Here is a 15674-nt window from a genome sequence, read left to right on the forward strand (position 1 = left end):
ATATCTGGAGACGAATGATGATGCTGAAACCTTCCGCCCTTCGCACACGGTGCGCCCGCGTCTGAGGTCCGGCTCATGCGTGCCACCCATGCGCTGAACGGTGTCGGTCTTCTGCTGGTTTTCTGGCAGGCGGGAACGTGGCTGTTTTCCCCACCCCGCTATATCCTGCCATCGCCCGCCGATGTCGCTGGCGCTTTCTGGCGCCAGCCCGGCTTCCTGTTCGGGCAGGCACTGGTAACGCTCGGTGAAATGGCGCTCGGGCTTGTGGCAGGCATCGCCGCCGGCATTCTCGTCGCGTTCACGATTGCCGCCATCCCGCGCCTTGGCCGCCTCGTCTGGCCCATGGTTCTGGTGTTGCAGACCTTTCCGGTTTTCGTGCTCGCCCCCATCCTCGTCCTCTGGTTCGGTTTCGGCATGGCTTCGAAAGTGGTCATGACGGCGATCATCATCTTCTTCCCCGTTGCCTCCGCTTTCACGGATGGCCTCAACCGCACCGATCGCGCCATCCTCGACGCCGCCTCGCTGACTGAGGCGAGCCACTGGCAGATCCTCACCCGGTTGCGTGTGCCGCTGGCGTTGCCATCGCTGATTTCGGGCTTGAGGGTGGCGGCGCCGCTTGCCCCGCTCGGCGCTGTCATCGGCGAATGGGTGGGCGCATCGGCCGGGCTTGGGTTTGTGATGATCCAGTCCAATGCCCGCATGCAAACCGACACCATGTTCGCGGCCATGGCCATTCTCGCCATCATGGCGGTGCTGCTGCGGCTCATCGTCGACTTTTCGACCGCCAATCTGGCCCCCTGGGCCAAGGAAACAGAACACACCATTCCTTTCAGATCTTTACGGAGACTTTCGGCACCATGAAACGAACTCTTCTTTCCCTCGTCGTTGCGGCAGCAAGCGTGCTTTCACCCATGCAATCGCATGCGGCAGACAAGCTGACCGTGTTGCTCGAATGGTTCGTGAACCCCGATCATGCGCCGATGGTGATCGCCAAGGAACGCGGCCTCTTTGCCGATGTGGGGCTGGAAGTGGAACTGGTTCCGCCCGCAGACCCCTCCGCCGTGCCGCGTCTCGTCTCGGCCAAACAGGCCGATATCGGTGTGCATTACCAACCGAACCTCTACCTCGATCACGATGCCGGCCTGCCGCTCGTGCGTTTCGGCACGCTGGTCGAGACGCCCCTCAACACCGTCACCGTTCTGGCCGATGGGCCGATCAAGAGCCTGAAAGACCTGAAGGGCAAGAAGGTCGGCTTTTCCGTTTCCGGCTTCGAGGATGCGATGCTGAAACGCATGCTGGAAAAGGACGGCCTGACAAAGGACGATGTCGAACTCATCAACGTCAACTTCTCGCTCTCGCCGTCGCTGATCGCCGGCAAGGTGGATGCCACGCTTGGCGGCTTCCGCAATTTCGAGCTGACGCAGATGAAGCTCGAGGGACATGAAGGCCGCTCCTTCTTCCCGGAGGAACACGGCGTGCCGGCCTATGACGAGCTGATCTTCGTCACGCACCGCGATCTCGCAAAAGACAGCCGCCTGCCGCGTTTCCTCTCCGCCGTGGAGCAAGCCGCGATCTTCATTACCAACCATCCTCAGGAATCCTGGCAGCTTTTCATCAAGGCCTATCCGAACCTTGACGACGCGCTGAACAAGCAGGCCTTCTTCGACACGCTGCCGCGCTTCGCCAAGCGCCCGGCCGCACTTGATCGCACCCGCTATGCCCGTTTTGGCGCTTTCATGCAGGAGATGCAGCTGATCAAGCAGGCGCCGGCGGCGGACGACATCGCCGTGGAGCTGCAACAGCCATGACCACGACTTTTCCGACAGCGGCAATCGCCGCCGAGATTCTGGAGCGGGTGCGCAAGACGCGCCCGCGCGTGCATTGCCTGATGAACACCGTGGTGCAGAAATTCACCGCAGACGGCATCACCGTCGTTGGCGGTATTCCTTCCATGACCACCTCGCTGGAGGAAATCGAGAGCTTCGTCACCAAGGCGGATGCGCTGACCGTCAATCTCGGCACGCTGGATGCCGAGCGGCGCAAGGTCATCCGGCTAGCGATCGAAATCGCCAATGCATCCGGCAAGCCGTGGATCGTCGACCCCGTGCATTGCGACTATTCGCCGTCGCGTCTGGAATTCGCGCGCGAACTCATCGCACTTTCCCCGACGATCGTGCGTGGCAATCACGCCGAAATGAGCCTGATCGGCGATGTGCCTGGCGTGGTGAGGATCGAGACCGGGCCGGTCGATCATCTGCGCGATGCCACCCGCAGCGTCAGGATCGTCAACGGCCATCCGTGGATGGCGAAGGTGACGGGAACGGGTTGCCTTTCGGGCGGCGTCATCGCCGCCTTCATGGCTGTCGAAAAAGACGCACTGACGGCGGCGGCCTCCGCCCTTGCCGTCACCGGCGTGTCCGCCGAACTTGCGGCCAAGCACGCCAGAGGCCCCGGCAGCTTCGAACCGGCGTTTCTAGATGTGCTTTCCAAAATTTCCGGTGAGGACATCACAAATCACGCGAGGATAGAGCATGAACAAGGTTGATTACCGCCTCAACGCGCTGGTCGATGCGAGCCTTGACGATGTCGCGCCGCTGCCGGAGCTTGCGCTCGCCGCCGCGCTGAACGGCGCGACCATTCTGCAATATCGCGACAAGCACGGCTCGACGCGCGAGATGATCGAAAACGCCCGCGCCATTCACGAGGCCATCGCCGGCACCGGCGTGCCGCTGGTCATCAACGACCGGGTGGATGTGGCCCTCGCCTCGGGCGCGGACGGGGTGCATCTCGGCGCCGACGACATGGACGCCAAAACCGCAAGGCGCATTCTCGGCGAAAAGGCGATCATCGGCCTCACCGTCAAGAACCGGTCCGATGCCGAACGGGCGGCCTCCATGCCCGTCGACTACGCCTGCATTGGCGGCGTGTTCGAAACCGTTTCCAAGGTCAATCCGGACAAGCCGGTGGGTATCGACGGTTTTGCCACGCTGCGCGCCCTGCTGAAGGAGTGGAAACCGGATATGCCGGTCGGCGCTATCGCCGGCATCGATCTTGCCCGCGTGCCACCCGTCATTGCCGCCGGCGCGGATGGTGTGGCGGTCATTTCCGCCATTTTCCGCGCGGGAGATATTGCCAGCGCAACCAAGGACTTCCGCTCCAAGATTGACGCGGCACTGAAAGCGAGACAGCCATGACAGCCATTGCATTGACCATTGCCGGCTCCGACAGCGGCGGCGGCGCGGGTATTCAGGCGGATATCAAGACCTTCTCCGCGCTCGGCGCCTACGCCGCAAGCGTCATCACCGCCATCACCGCCCAGAACACCAAAGGCGTAACGGCGGTTGAGGATATTTCGGTCGCCACCATTATCGCGCAGATGGATGCGGTATTCTCCGATCTCGCCGTCAATGCGGTGAAGATCGGCATGGTCTCGCGGATCGAAACCATCGCCGCCATCGCGGAACGGCTTCGGCGGCAATCGCAGCCGGTGGTGCTCGACCCGGTCATGGTAGCGACCTCCGGTGACAGGCTGCTGCATGAAGACGCCATCGAGACATTGCGGCGCGACTTGCTGCCGCTCGCCACCATCGTCACGCCGAACCTGCCGGAAGCGGCGCTGCTGACCGGGTCTTCGATGGCGAAGACGGAGACAGAGATCGTCCGGCAAGCCGAGGCGATCCTGAAGGCGGGCGCAAAAGCCGTGCTCATCAAGGGCGGCCACGGCGACGGGCCGGAGAGCACGGATTATCTGTTTGCGGATGGCGCCATGCAGACGCTTTCCGCGCCGCGGGTGGAGACGAAGAACGACCACGGCACCGGCTGCACATTGGCGGCAGCGATTACGGCTCATCTTGCAAAGGGTTGTGAGTTGCAGGAGGCGGTTGGGCTTGCGAAGGACTATCTGAATGGGGCGCTCGATGCCGGGCGGGGCCTTGCTGTCGGGCACGGGCGGGGGCCGGTACATCATTTTTATCGGTGGTGGGGTTAGCGATGAGAGGGCGGAGTTTGGGGTTTACCCCCCTCTGTCCTGCCGGACATCTCCCCCTCAAGGGGGGAGATCGACAAGTGGCTTGCCCACCACATTCAGCAACGTCACTTTATTGATAAGATGGCTACGAGGGGGACGAGCGGGCGCTCCATCCGATCTCCCCCCTTGAGGGGGAGATGTCCGGCAGGACAGAGGGGGTAGCCGCGAACTCCGATGCTACCGCGCCTTCGGCGTCGCCAACACATTCCGGATCGCAAAACTCGAATGAATACGCGAAACCCCCGGCAGCTTCGACAGTATTTCCTTGTGAATCCGCTCGAAATCCCCAGCGCTTTCCGCCTCGCAGCGCAGGAAATAATCCGATCCGCCCGTCATCAGATAACATTCGCGGATTTCCGGATATCGCCGCACCGCATTTTCGAAACGGTTGAGAAAATCCTCCGTCTGGCGGTCGAGCGTGATTTGCACGATGACCGAAATCACTTCGCCGCCGGCAAGGCCGCTCGTCAGCGCCGTATACCCCCTGATGATCCCTTCCCGCTCGAGAATATCGACCCGGCGAAGGCAGGCGGATGCGGAAAGCCCGACTTCGGCCGCCAGTTTCGCATTGCTGATGCGGGCATTGAGCCGAAGCAGGCGGATGATGTGGCGGTCGGTCGCATCGAGTGACGACATAGAAGATTCCAATCAGCAAAAGAAAATTGCGCCATTATGAATTCTATCGCATTTTCCTCGAACAATCGCCAAGAAATTCGACAATCGTTGCAATACCCTCATGGGATAAAAATGAGGGTGAACGACCATGGACATGCAGATCAGCCGCCAGCAGGCCGCCGGTGGTGCAAGCGGCCATTTGACCATCGATCTCGGCGCATTGCGCGACAATTATCTGACCCTTGCGGCCATGGCGCCAGCATCGCAGACGACAGCGGTCGTCAAGGCCGATGCATATGGTCTCGGCGCGGATATCGTCTCGCAGGTCCTGTTCGAGGCGGGCTGCCGCAATTTCTTCGTTGCCCATATCGATGAAGCCTTGGCGTTGCGACTGCGGCTTTCGGCAGAGGCGCGGATTTTCGTCCTTAACGGTCTTCAGCCCGGCAATGAGACCTCCTGCGCCGCCATGGCCATCACCCCGGTTCTGAATTCGCTGGAACAGATCGCCCAATGGTCGGGCCACGCCAAAAAGCTTGGCAAGACGCTCACCGCCGCCGTGCAGATCGATACCGGCATGTGTCGTCTCGGCCTTTCCCCCGAAGAGCTTGAAATCCTCGCCTCCCATCCGCAATTGCTGGATGGCATCGACATTGCCTTCGTCATGAGCCACCTCGCCTGCGCCGACGAACCGGACCATGTCTCCAATGCCGCGCAGCTTGCGGTGATGCGCAAAGCCGCCATTGCCTTTCCTGAAGCGCCCGTCTGTTTTTCGAATTCCGGCGGCATCTTTCTGGGCAATGATTACCACAACCACCTGCTGCGCCCCGGCATCGCACTTTATGGTGGCGCGCCGTCCGTTGCACGCCCCAACCCGATGAAGCCGGTCGTTCGCCTCGATCTCGCCGTCATCCAGACCCGCACCGTCCCCGCCGGTTCGCTGGTCGGTTACGGCGGCTCCTTCGAAGCGGCCGGGCCCACGCGTCTGGCAACCATCGCCGCCGGTTACGCTGACGGCCTGCCGCGTTCGCTCAGCAATCGCGGCGCGGCGTGGTATAACGGCGTGCGCCTGCCGATTGCGGGACGCGTTTCCATGGACAGCATCATTCTCGACATATCCGCCCTGCCTGAAGGAACATTGACCCAGGGCAGCCTTGTGCAGATGATCGGGCCTAAGCAGACGCTGGAAGACATTGCCGAGGATGCGGGCACGATCGCCTATGAAATCCTGACCGGCCTCGGACGCCGATATCGCCGTAGTTATATTCAGCCGGGAGAAACCTCGGCCATCGCTTCAACATCAGTCAATCACAAGTGAGACGATCATGAACGTCACTATCCTCGGAGCCGGTGTTGTCGGCGTGACATCCGCCTGGTATCTGGCCAAAGCCGGACACAAGGTGACGGTGATCGACCGCCAGCCGGCGGCAGCGCTCGAAACCAGCTTCGCCAATGCCGGCGAGGTTTCCCCCGGCTATTCATCGCCCTGGGCCGCCCCCGGCATTCCGGTCAAGGCGATGAAGTGGCTGTTCATGAAACACGCGCCGCTGATTATTCGCCCAACGGCCGATCCGGCCGCATGGCGCTGGATGAGCCAGATGCTGCGCAACTGCACCTCGGCGCGTTACGCCATCAACAAGAGCCGCATGGTGCGCGTTGCCGAATATAGCCGCGATTGCCTGATGGCGCTGCGCGAAGAGACCGGCATCGCATATGACCAGCGCATGCAGGGCACGCTGGAGGTATTCCGCACCCAGAAGCAATTCGATGCCATCGGCAAGGATGTCGACGTGCTGACGGCGGGCGGCGTGCCTTTCGAGATTCTCGACCGCGACGGCTGCGCCGCCATCGAACCCGGTCTTTCTCCTTCGAAGGAGAAGATCGTCGGCGGCCTGCGCCTGCCCGGCGATGAAACCGGCGATTGCTTCATGTTCACCACCGAACTTGCCCGTATGGCCGAAGAGGCGGGCGTCACCTTCCTTTACGATACCGGCATCATGCGCCCCATCGTCGAGGCAGGACGCGTCAAGGCTGTGGAGACCACCCGCGGGCTGGTGGAGGCCGATATTTTCGTGGCGGCACTCGGCAGCTATTCGCCGCAGTTTGTGCGCCAGCTTGGCCTTACCCTGCCGGTTTACCCGGTCAAGGGTTACTCCATCACGGTTCCGATCGTGAAAGAGGAGCGCGCGCCCGTTTCCACGGTCATGGACGAGACGTTCAAGGTGGCGATTACCCGCCTCGGCTCACGAATCCGCGCCGGCGGCATGGCGGAAATCGCCGGTTTCAGCAAGGATTTGCCGGCAGCGCGGCAGGAAACGCTGGCCCATTCGGTGGAAGACCTGTTCGGCGGCGCGGGCGACCAGACCCAGGCGAAATTCTGGTGCGGCTTGCGCCCGATGACGCCGGATGGCACGCCTGTCATCGGCGCCACCCGCTACAGCAATCTTTATCTCAATACCGGCCACGGCACGCTTGGCTGGACCATGTCCTGCGGCTCCGCCCGGGTGCTTGCCGATCTCATCAGCGGCAACAAGCCGGAGATCGACACGCACGATCTGGCGATCAGCCGTTACGCCGCCTGACACGCAATCAACCCGCCATTCCCGTCCCGCGACGGGGATGGCGGTCAATCAGAGCGCCAGCGCATCCTTCAGCGCCAGACCTTCCATCATGCGAAGGTCGAGATCGGCCTCGATATGATCGAGATGCTGCAACATCAGCGCGCGGGCCTTTGCCGTATCTTTCGCCTCAAGCGCGTCCAGGAGATCGGCGTGATCATTGTGGCCGCAGCTTGAAACACCCGAGCGGCCGTAAAGCGCAATGACCAGCGACGAGCGGGCGACCAGCTCGTCCATGAATTTTTCCAGAATTGCGTTGCCGGCAAGCGAGGCCAGCATCAGGTGGAAATCGCCCGATGCCTTGATTTCCGCGCGTCTGGCGCTCGGGCCGCGCTCATGCTGGTGGCGGCTTTCCTGCACCAGATGCTCACGCAGCCGCTTCACCGCCGCCGGCGTGATTTTTTCGATTGCGGCATCCACGACGCCGGGTTCGATCAGCCGGCGCGACGCGAACACCTGCCGCGCTTCATCCGGCGTGGGATTGGAAACGAAGGCGCCCCGGTTGCGTTCGGCCTTCACCAGCCCCTCATAGGCCAGCATCTGAAGTGCGGCGCGCACCACCGTGCGGCTGACATCGAACAGCGTTCCCACCTCCGATTCCGACAGTTTGGTTCCCGGCGCCAGCCGCCGGTCGACAATGGCGTCACGCAGCGTATCGCGAATGGCCTGGGCACGGTCTTCATGCGAGGTGTCGGAATTGACGGTTATCTGGGAAAGGCTCATCGGTGCGTCCTGTTTGTTCTTGAGTTCTAGCGCGAAGTGCGTCGCGCGCAAACAGGAATTGCGGGCCGCCGCCGGTCTGCCACAATTCATTCAGCGCCCGTTCAGCAGCCCGGCTGTATTTCCTTAACCATCGAATTTGCAACTGGCAGCGCCCTGCCACCTGTATGGAAGAACACACCATGTCGTCCTTTGCAGCTAAAACAGTTCTGACAATCGCTGTCGCCGCCGCCACCATTGTTCCCTTGAGCAGCGCATCCGCTGGCGACTGGGACCGCCGCGACCGTCGCGATGCTGCCATTCTGGGTGGCGTGCTCGGCCTTGCCGCCGGTGTCGCCGTCGGCTCCGCAATGTCGCGTCCGGCGCCAGCCTACGATGAGCGCGTCTATGTCGACGAGCCGAGCTATGTCGATGAAGAGCCGGATTACCGTTATTACCGCGCAGCACCGCAGCCGGTTTACCGCCCCGCACCCGTCTATCGCGCCCAGCCGGTTTACGACAGCCGCCCGGTCTACAACCAGCGCCGCACCTATCGCACCATCGAGCCCTGGACCAACGCCTGGTACGACTATTGCTCGCAGCGTTACCGGAGCTTCAACACCCGCACCGGCACCTATACGGATTATGACGGCCAGCGCCATTTCTGCGTCGCGGGTTGATCCGCCAGCCATTGAGCACACTTGTAGCTGTTATTGTCAGGCCGCAGATGGAAAAGTCTGCGGCTTTTCAGTGAGAGCCGCCCCAAACTCTGCGTCATCCTCGGCCCTGTGCCGAGGATCCACTCACGTCTCATAAAATCAGAAGGTTGCAGATGCTCGGGACAGGCCCGAGCATGACGATCAAGATTCTAGGCGGTCGCCATAGGTCCCGCCCTGCACCATTTCACGCAGCGCCATTTTTCACATAATCCGCCCGGTTGATGCCGTGGCGCTGCAGCTTGTCGTAAAAGGTCTTGCGGGCAATGCCGAGGGTGGCGATCGTTTCCGCCACGTCGCCATTCGATTGTTCCAGCGTTTCGCGGATGATGCGCGCCTCGATCTCATCCATGCGCTCCGGCAGGGTTCCGGAAGCGGGGATTGTGGATTGCAATGCCGGCGGCTCCGCTGGTTCCGTCTCCAGCCCCAAAACCACCCTTTCGGCGAAATGGCCGAGTTCGCGCACATTGCCCGGCCAGTCGTGGTCATTGAGGCGGCGGGAAATGCCGGCGCTGATCTGCGGCACCGCCATGTTGAAACGGTTGGCGGCCTTGGTGACGAAGTGGGAAAACAACAGCGGAATATCCGCCTTGCGTTCGCGCAGCGGCGGAATGGACAGCGTCACCACATTCAGCCGGTAATAGAGATCCTCACGAAACGTGCCGCGCTCGGACGGATCGCCAAGATCGACCTTGGCCGCCGCGACCACGCGAATATCGACCGGCCTCTCCTCATTCGACCCGAGCGGCGAGACCTCGCGCATTTCCAGCACACGCAGCATCTTCACCTGCACCGCAAGCGGCATGCTTTCGATCTCGTCCAGAAACAGGGTGCCGCCGCTCGAATGCTCGATGCGACCGACGCGCTTTTTCTGCGCGCCGGTGAAAGCCCCGGGCTCATGGCCGAAAAGCTCACTCTCGATCACCGTTTCCGGCAGCGCTCCGCAATTCAAAGCCACGAAATTGCCCTTTGAGCGTTTCTTGCTCCAGCGGTGAAGGGCCGTCGCCACCACTTCCTTGCCGCTGCCGGTCTCGCCCGCCACCAGTACATCCACATCCGTATCGGCAATATGCCGCAGCGTGGTGCGCAGGCGCTCCATGGCGGGTGTCTGGCCGATCAGTGGTAAATCATCTTCCGCCTGCCCCGCCGCCCGACGAAGCGCCCGGTTTTCCAGCACGAGGCGGCGCTTTTCCAGCGCCCGGCGGGCGCTTTCCACCATGCGTTCGGCGGGAAAGGGCTTGGCGATGAAATCATAGGCGCCATTGTGAAGCGCATCGACCGCCATCGGCACATCGCCATGGCCGGTGATGAGAATGACCGGAAGATCGGCATCGATCTTGCGGACATGGTCGAAAAATTCGAGCCCCGTCATGCCGGGCATACGTACATCGGTGATGACGACACCATCGAAATCCTCGTTCAAGGCCGCAAGCGCCTGTTCTGCGCGGGAAAACGACGTGACCGGCAATCCATCGAGTTCCAGCGTCTGCACCATCGCCTTACGCAGCTGGGAGTCGTCGTCCACCAGGAATATGGTTCCGTCCACCATCATGTCATGCTCGCTTCAGAAATACGGAAAAACATGTGCCCGCCTTGCTGCTCGCTACCTCGATACGCCCGCCATAGTCCGAAGCAATATCGTTGGAGATGACGAGACCGAGGCCGAGGCCGCTTTCCTTGGAGGTATTGAAGGGCGAAAAAAGCTGGGCGCGGATGGCTTCGGGAATGCCCGTGCCATTGTCGCTGACGGAAAGCACGACCATGTCGCCTTCCTCGCGCACACGAACTTCGACACGGGCCGCCCCAGTCTCTTCAGTGGCTTCCAGCGCGTTTTGCAGAAGGTTGATGAGGATTTGCTCCAGCCGGATACGGCTGCCGAGCACTTTCAGGTCCTGATCCGGCAACACGATGTCCAGCGCATCCATCTGCCCGGAGAAGCGGCTGCGCAACAGCATGACCGCACCTTCGATAACCAGTCGAACACTGACAGGCTCGGCAGCGGTACGGCCCTTGCGGGCCAATATCTTCAGATCGCCGGTAATGGTGCCGATACGCTCGGTCAGCGCCGCGATGTTTTCTAGATTTTCGGTGGCCTCGGACATGCGGTCGCGTTTGAGCAGGGTGCGGGCATTGTCGGCAAAGGCGCGGATGGTCGCGACCGGCTGGTTGATCTCGTGCGCCACGCCCGCCGCCACCTGCCCCAGAATGGAAAGGCGGTTGGCCTGCACCAGTTCGTGCTGCACATTGCGCAACTCGCCCGAGGTCTTTTCATGCAGGGCGATTTCGGCCTGCAGATGATCGCGGGTCTTCGTCAGGTCGCGGGTCCGCTCCTGCACCTTCATTTCCAGCTCGGCGCGGGCGCGTTGCTCTTCTTCCTTTTCCTTGAGCGCCTTGTGCCTGCGCCAGAGCCACAGGGCCGAAAGCGCCATCAGCGGCATCAGCGTCGCCAGCGCCACCACCCTGCCCTCGCGGATGGAGGCATTCAGCGCCGGCGCGACCGGTTGTAGATAATGCAGCGTCCATGAAGTGGTCGGCACCGGCACTTCCAGCCGCAGATAGTCGCCGCGTTCCCTCCCCGGCTCATCGACATGAATGAGCGGAACACCCTCGCTCGCGCGCCGCGCCGCCCGAAACGGCAGCGTTGAAAGCGCCTCATTGCCGAATTGCAGGCTCTCGGAAATGATTTTCCGCCGCGCCTCATCGATCGGCGCAACGGTCTTGAAGCGCCATTCCGACACGCTGGTCATCAGCACGACGCCGTTTCTGTCGACCACATAGACCGGCTTGCCGCCAATGTTCCAGTCTGTCTCCAGCCGGTTGAACTCGACCTTGGCAATGACGACGCCAAGCGGCCGCCCATCGGCGGCATCGATGCGGCGGGAGATATAAAGACCCGGCCGACGGCTGACATTGCCGAGAGCATAATGCTCGGACATGCCAGTCTTCATCGCCGCCTGGAAATATTCGCGGAAAGCATAGTTGGAGCCGACAAAGCTGTCGTCCTGCCGCCAGTTGCTCGACGCGATGGTCAATCCGGTCGGCCCGGTCACATAGATCACCGAGGATTGCGTACCTTCAATCAGCCCCTCCAGCTTGCGGTTCAACCGGTCGAGGGCAGGAGCACCGCCGCCATCCAGCGCGGCGGCAAGATCGGGATCTCCGGAGAGGACAAGCGGAATGGCGCGCGGCCGCTCCAGCGCGACATTCAGGAGCGCGATCTTCAGTTCGGCATCCGTGGCGGCTTCGGAACCGGCCATGCGCAGCGCCTGATTGCGGGCGAACTCATCGGCCACCAGCAGAACGCCAAGACTGACGAGCAGCCACAGGCCCGCCAGCGCCAGCCATTGCGCCCGCCGCTTCGCATGGGAATGAGATGCCTGATCCTGATAGGTCATGCGACAATTGTGCGGATTTACACACAAACCGCAAGAGATTTTGTCCGGAATTCCACACAAATGCATATGGGCTGATGAAGCGCCAATAAAAACTACTTTTGAAATCAGCCAGTTACACCAAATAAGCAAGTCTGGCATGCGTATTGCACATGACTCCGCAATCGGCGCGAAGCCGTCAACGTCACGGCGATCCCGGGAGGCCAATAAAGGCAGGGTGAGGCCGAGGAGGAAAAAACATGATCGATACGACAGCCGTGGCCGCAGGCCACGCCAAGCAGCCATTCTACAAGCACCTGTATTTCCAGGTTCTGGTGGCCATCATCGCCGGTATCGCGCTCGGCCATTTCTATCCGGCTTTCGGCGAACAGCTGAAGCCGCTCGGCGACGGCTTCATCCGCCTCGTCAAGATGATCATCGCACCCGTCATCTTCCTCACCGTCGCAACCGGCATCGCCGGCATGAACGACATGAAGAAGGTGGGTCGCGTGGCCGGCAAGGCCATGATCTACTTCCTGGTATTCTCCACGCTCGCGCTCATCGTTGGCCTCATCGTCGCCAACACCGTGCAGCCGGGCGCGGGCATGAACATCGATCCCGCCACGCTGGATGCCAAGGCTGTCGCGACCTACGCCGACAAGGCCCATGAGCAGACCATCACCGGCTTCCTGATGAACATCATTCCGACCACCATCGTCGGCGCTTTCGCCAGCGGTGACATTCTGCAGGTGCTGTTCTTCTCGGTTCTGTTCGGTATCGCGCTCGGCATCGTCGGCGAAAAGGGCAAGCCGGTCACCGATTTCATGCACGCCCTGATGTATCCGATCTTCAAGCTGGTCGCGATCCTGATGAAGGCCGCCCCCATCGGCGCTTTCGGCGCGATGGCCTTCACCATCGGCAAATACGGCATCTCGTCCGTCACCAACCTTGCGATGCTGATCGGCACCTTCTACGTCACGTCCTTCCTGTTCGTGTTCGTGGTTCTCGGCGCGGTATGCCGTTACAACGGCTTCTCCATCGTCGCGCTCATCCGCTACATCAAGGAAGAACTGCTTCTGGTTCTCGGCACGTCGTCTTCCGAAGCCGCCCTTCCCGGCCTGATGAGCAAGATGGAAAAGGCTGGCTGCAAGCGCTCCGTCGTCGGCCTCGTCATCCCCACGGGCTATTCCTTCAACCTTGACGGCACCAACATCTACATGACGCTGGCGGCCCTCTTCATCGCGCAGGCGACCGGTATCCACCTCTCCTTCGGCGAACAGATTCTGCTGCTGCTGGTGGCCATGCTCTCCTCCAAGGGTGCCGCCGGCATCACCGGCGCGGGCTTCATCACGCTCGCGGCAACCCTCTCTGTTGTGCCTTCGGTTCCGGTCGCTGGTATGGCGCTGATCCTTGGCATCGACCGTTTCATGTCGGAATGCCGCGCCCTCACCAACTTCGTCGGCAATGCGGTTGCCACCATCGTCGTCGCCCGCTGGGAAGGCGAACTGGATCAGGATCAGCTCGCCCGCGTGCTGAGCGGCCAGGAAGAGTTCACCGGCATCGCCGATGTGGATCAGCTTCCGGCTTCGGTGCAGCCCGCCGAATAATAAGACCTCCCAAGGTCCGGCCTGTCCCGGTTTCTCCGGGCAGGCACATACAGGAAGCCCGGCGCATCGACTGGATGCGCCGGGCTTTCATTCTTCAGGCTCGCCCCATCAAACGGGGTTTTTATCGGCCGGAAGATGCGATAGAGCCGAAGCGGAATAAATGCGATAAGCGGAGTGGCGGCATGAAGAACCTGTTTCTGGCCTGGCAATTCTGGGCGCTGCTATCGGCAGCCTTTGCGGCGCTCACCGCCATCTTTGCGAAGATCGGCGTCGAAAATATCAATTCCGATTTCGCCACTCTCATCCGCACCGTCGTCATTCTGGCCGCCGCCGGCCTGATGGTTTACATCACCGGCAACTGGCAGCAGCCTTCCACCATCTCGGGTAAAACCTGGGTGTTCCTCGTGCTCTCCGGTCTGGCGACCGGCGCATCGTGGATATGTTATTTCCGGGCGCTGAAACTCGGCGACGCCGCCCGCGTCGCGCCCATCGACAAGCTGAGCGTCGTGTTTGTCGCCGTCTTTGCGGTGCTGTTTCTGGGGGAAAGGCTGTCTTTGCCCAACTGGCTCGGCGTGGTGCTGATCGCCTGCGGCGCGGTGCTTGTGGCCTATCGGGGATAGGCCGGCCGGATAAACCGGCCGGCACAATCGCTGGAGTCGTCAGCCTCGGGCAGCCGCAACCTTGTCGAGACCGCGCTTAACACCGGCAAACAGCTCGTCCAGCTGTTCGGCCGTAATGATGAGCGGCGGGCAAAAGCAGATGGATTCGCCGATAGGCCGGGTGATGACACCCTCCTCTTCGATGGCCGCGGCAAGGGCGAGCGTGGTATCGCCCGGCTTCATGCCCTCCCACGGCTTCACCTCCAGCGCGCCGATCAGGCCGATACCGCGCGAGGAATGAATGAGCGGGTGATCGGCCAGCGCCTTCAGATGACTAAGAAACTTGCCCTCCAGCCGGGCGACATTGCCGACCAGATCGCGCTCCTGAATGATCTTCAGGTTTTCCAGCCCCACCGCCGTCGCGACGGGATGGCCGGAGGCGGTGTAACCATGGCCGAAGGAGCCGATACGGTCGGATTCATCGGCAATCGGCTGGTAGAAATTGTCATTCATGATGATCGCCGAAAGCGGCATATAGGACGACGAAATCTGCTTGGAGACGACAAGCACATCCGGCTTGATGCCATAGGTCTCGCAGGCGAACATCTTGCCGGTGCGACCGAAACCGCAGATCACCTCATCCACCACAAGCAGAATATCGTATTTCTTCAGGATCGCCTGAACGCCCGCCCAATAACCTTCCGGCGGCAAAAGAACGCCGCCCGCGCCCATTACCGGCTCGCCCCAGAAAGCGGCGATGGTTTCCGGGCCTTCGCGCAGGATCAGATCCTCCAACTCCTTCAGGATACGCGCGGTGAAATCCGTCTCGCTTTCCCCTTCCTTTCCAAAATGCACATAGGAGGGGCAGGCCGTATGCAACATGCGGTCCAGCGGCAGGTCGAAGCTTTCATGGTTGCGCGGCAGGCGGTGATCGAGGCCGAGGCAATCGTCACGCCATGATAACCCTTGATGCGGCCGATGATCTTCTTCTTGTCTCGTCTGCCCAGCGCATTGGAGCGATACCAGACCATCTTGGCGACAAGATCGTTGGCCTCGGAGCCAGAGGAGGTGAAATGCACCTTGGACATCGGCACCGGTGAAAGCTCGATCAGCAGCTCGGCGAGATCGACAGACGGGCCGTGCGTCTTGTAGGAAAAGGTGTGGTAATAGGGCAGCTTCTGCATCTGCTTCGTCGCCGCTTCCACCAGCCGCTGTTCACCGAAGCCGAGCGCCACCGACCACAGCCCCGCCATCGCCTCGATATAGCGCTTGCCGCTGCTGTCGGTGACATAGATGCCCTCGCCGCTCTCGATCACCAGACCGCCGGTCTTTTCGAATTTGCGCAGATTGACGTTCGGATGCATCTGATAGGCGATATCGCGTGCCTCGACGGAATTCGGCAGGATGGTCATCGGTGAAGGCTCC

The 15674-nt window shown here is 61.5% G+C and carries 14 protein-coding genes and 1 pseudogene; 10 read left to right on the forward strand and 5 right to left on the reverse strand.

The window, feature by feature from the left end; all coding sequences use genetic code 11:
* Window positions 1-75 precede the first annotated feature (75 nt).
* From L901_RS15185 to thiD, 5 genes are read left to right on the forward strand one after another with little or no spacing between them, the layout of a single operon-like run.
* Window positions 76-861 carry an ABC transporter permease gene (locus L901_RS15185; protein WP_059758218.1) on the forward strand — a complete coding sequence of 262 codons (786 nt, stop codon included), beginning with the start codon at window positions 76-78 and terminating at the stop codon, window positions 859-861.
* Entirely contained in the window at window positions 858-1808 is a 951-nt protein-coding gene (locus L901_RS15190) for an ABC transporter substrate-binding protein (RefSeq protein WP_059758221.1), read from the forward strand. Before L901_RS15185 ends, L901_RS15190 begins: the two co-directional genes overlap by 4 nt.
* Window positions 1805-2545, forward strand: coding sequence for a hydroxyethylthiazole kinase (locus L901_RS15195; RefSeq protein ID WP_059758225.1), 741 nt, complete (start codon window positions 1805-1807; stop codon window positions 2543-2545). The genes L901_RS15190 and L901_RS15195 overlap by 4 nt, the downstream gene beginning before the upstream one ends.
* The gene (gene thiE, locus L901_RS15200; protein WP_059758228.1) at window positions 2532-3194 is read left to right on the forward strand and encodes a thiamine phosphate synthase; all 663 of its coding nucleotides are present in this window, start codon (window positions 2532-2534) and stop codon (window positions 3192-3194) included. The genes L901_RS15195 and thiE overlap by 14 nt, the downstream gene beginning before the upstream one ends.
* Window positions 3191-3988 (forward strand): bifunctional hydroxymethylpyrimidine kinase/phosphomethylpyrimidine kinase, encoded by a 798-nt coding sequence (thiD, locus tag L901_RS15205; protein ID WP_059758231.1) that lies wholly within the window; start codon window positions 3191-3193, stop codon window positions 3986-3988. The genes thiE and thiD overlap by 4 nt, the downstream gene beginning before the upstream one ends.
* A gap of 216 nt (window positions 3989-4204) precedes the next feature.
* Here the strand turns inward: thiD and L901_RS15210 are convergent, their stop codons facing one another.
* Window positions 4205-4663: an Lrp/AsnC family transcriptional regulator gene (locus L901_RS15210; protein ID WP_003500727.1), complete on the reverse strand. Its 459-nt coding sequence runs from the start codon at window positions 4661-4663 to the stop codon at window positions 4205-4207.
* Between the two features lie 127 nt (window positions 4664-4790).
* Between L901_RS15210 and alr the strand changes: the two genes are divergently transcribed.
* Complete coding sequence (alr, locus tag L901_RS15215; RefSeq protein ID WP_059758233.1) at window positions 4791-5957, forward strand: alanine racemase; 1167 nt, start codon at window positions 4791-4793, stop codon at window positions 5955-5957.
* Between the two features lie 7 nt (window positions 5958-5964).
* Entirely contained in the window at window positions 5965-7221 is a 1257-nt protein-coding gene (locus L901_RS15220) for a D-amino acid dehydrogenase (protein ID WP_059758237.1), read from the forward strand.
* A 48-nt stretch (window positions 7222-7269) separates the two neighbouring features.
* On the opposite strand, the gene L901_RS15225 is transcribed toward L901_RS15220, so the two are convergent.
* Entirely contained in the window at window positions 7270-7980 is a 711-nt protein-coding gene (locus L901_RS15225; RefSeq protein ID WP_003519916.1) for a GntR family transcriptional regulator, read from the reverse strand.
* A 179-nt stretch (window positions 7981-8159) separates the two neighbouring features.
* Between L901_RS15225 and L901_RS15230 the strand changes: the two genes are divergently transcribed.
* The gene (locus L901_RS15230; RefSeq protein WP_059758240.1) at window positions 8160-8636 is read left to right on the forward strand and encodes a BA14K family protein; all 477 of its coding nucleotides are present in this window, start codon (window positions 8160-8162) and stop codon (window positions 8634-8636) included.
* A gap of 223 nt (window positions 8637-8859) precedes the next feature.
* Here the strand turns inward: L901_RS15230 and L901_RS15235 are convergent, their stop codons facing one another.
* Together L901_RS15235 and L901_RS15240 are read right to left on the reverse strand one after the other, a co-directional pair.
* Entirely contained in the window at window positions 8860-10224 is a 1365-nt protein-coding gene (locus L901_RS15235) for a sigma-54 dependent transcriptional regulator (protein WP_059758242.1), read from the reverse strand.
* Between the two features lies 1 nt (window position 10225).
* The gene (locus L901_RS15240) at window positions 10226-12067 is read right to left on the reverse strand and encodes a sensor histidine kinase (protein ID WP_059758245.1); all 1842 of its coding nucleotides are present in this window, start codon (window positions 12065-12067) and stop codon (window positions 10226-10228) included.
* Between the two features lie 236 nt (window positions 12068-12303).
* Here L901_RS15240 and L901_RS15245 point away from each other — a divergent pair, with 236 nt between their 5' ends.
* Window positions 12304-13650, forward strand: coding sequence for a dicarboxylate/amino acid:cation symporter (locus L901_RS15245; protein WP_003519920.1), 1347 nt, complete (start codon window positions 12304-12306; stop codon window positions 13648-13650).
* A 182-nt stretch (window positions 13651-13832) separates the two neighbouring features.
* Window positions 13833-14270 carry an EamA family transporter gene (locus L901_RS15250; protein ID WP_059758266.1) on the forward strand — a complete coding sequence of 146 codons (438 nt, stop codon included), beginning with the start codon at window positions 13833-13835 and terminating at the stop codon, window positions 14268-14270.
* A 39-nt stretch (window positions 14271-14309) separates the two neighbouring features.
* On the opposite strand, the pseudogene L901_RS15255 reads toward L901_RS15250, so the two are convergent.
* Window positions 14310-15661, reverse strand: a pseudogene (locus L901_RS15255) (aspartate aminotransferase family protein).
* Window positions 15662-15674: the final 13 nt, after the last annotated feature.

Source organism: Agrobacterium sp. D14, from assembly GCF_001526505.1.
GTDB lineage: Bacteria > Pseudomonadota > Alphaproteobacteria > Rhizobiales > Rhizobiaceae > Agrobacterium > Agrobacterium leguminum.

Coding starts and splice junctions, on each gene's coding strand:
- L901_RS15195 (WP_059758225.1), top strand. CDS start 1,805: ATGACCACGACTTTTCCGACAGCGGCAATCGCCGCCGAGATTCTGGAG.
- L901_RS15230 (WP_059758240.1), top strand. CDS start 8,160: ATGTCGTCCTTTGCAGCTAAAACAGTTCTGACAATCGCTGTCGCCGCC.
- thiD (WP_059758231.1), top strand. CDS start 3,191: ATGACAGCCATTGCATTGACCATTGCCGGCTCCGACAGCGGCGGCGGC.
- L901_RS15185 (WP_059758218.1), top strand. CDS start 76: ATGCGTGCCACCCATGCGCTGAACGGTGTCGGTCTTCTGCTGGTTTTC.
- L901_RS15220 (WP_059758237.1), top strand. CDS start 5,965: ATGAACGTCACTATCCTCGGAGCCGGTGTTGTCGGCGTGACATCCGCC.
- L901_RS15225 (WP_003519916.1), bottom strand. CDS start 7,980: ATGAGCCTTTCCCAGATAACCGTCAATTCCGACACCTCGCATGAAGAC.
- L901_RS15250 (WP_059758266.1), top strand. CDS start 13,833: ATGAAGAACCTGTTTCTGGCCTGGCAATTCTGGGCGCTGCTATCGGCA.
- L901_RS15240 (WP_059758245.1), bottom strand. CDS start 12,067: ATGACCTATCAGGATCAGGCATCTCATTCCCATGCGAAGCGGCGGGCG.
- alr (WP_059758233.1), top strand. CDS start 4,791: ATGGACATGCAGATCAGCCGCCAGCAGGCCGCCGGTGGTGCAAGCGGC.
- L901_RS15245 (WP_003519920.1), top strand. CDS start 12,304: ATGATCGATACGACAGCCGTGGCCGCAGGCCACGCCAAGCAGCCATTC.
- L901_RS15235 (WP_059758242.1), bottom strand. CDS start 10,224: ATGATGGTGGACGGAACCATATTCCTGGTGGACGACGACTCCCAGCTG.
- L901_RS15210 (WP_003500727.1), bottom strand. CDS start 4,663: ATGTCGTCACTCGATGCGACCGACCGCCACATCATCCGCCTGCTTCGG.
- L901_RS15190 (WP_059758221.1), top strand. CDS start 858: ATGAAACGAACTCTTCTTTCCCTCGTCGTTGCGGCAGCAAGCGTGCTT.
- thiE (WP_059758228.1), top strand. CDS start 2,532: ATGAACAAGGTTGATTACCGCCTCAACGCGCTGGTCGATGCGAGCCTT.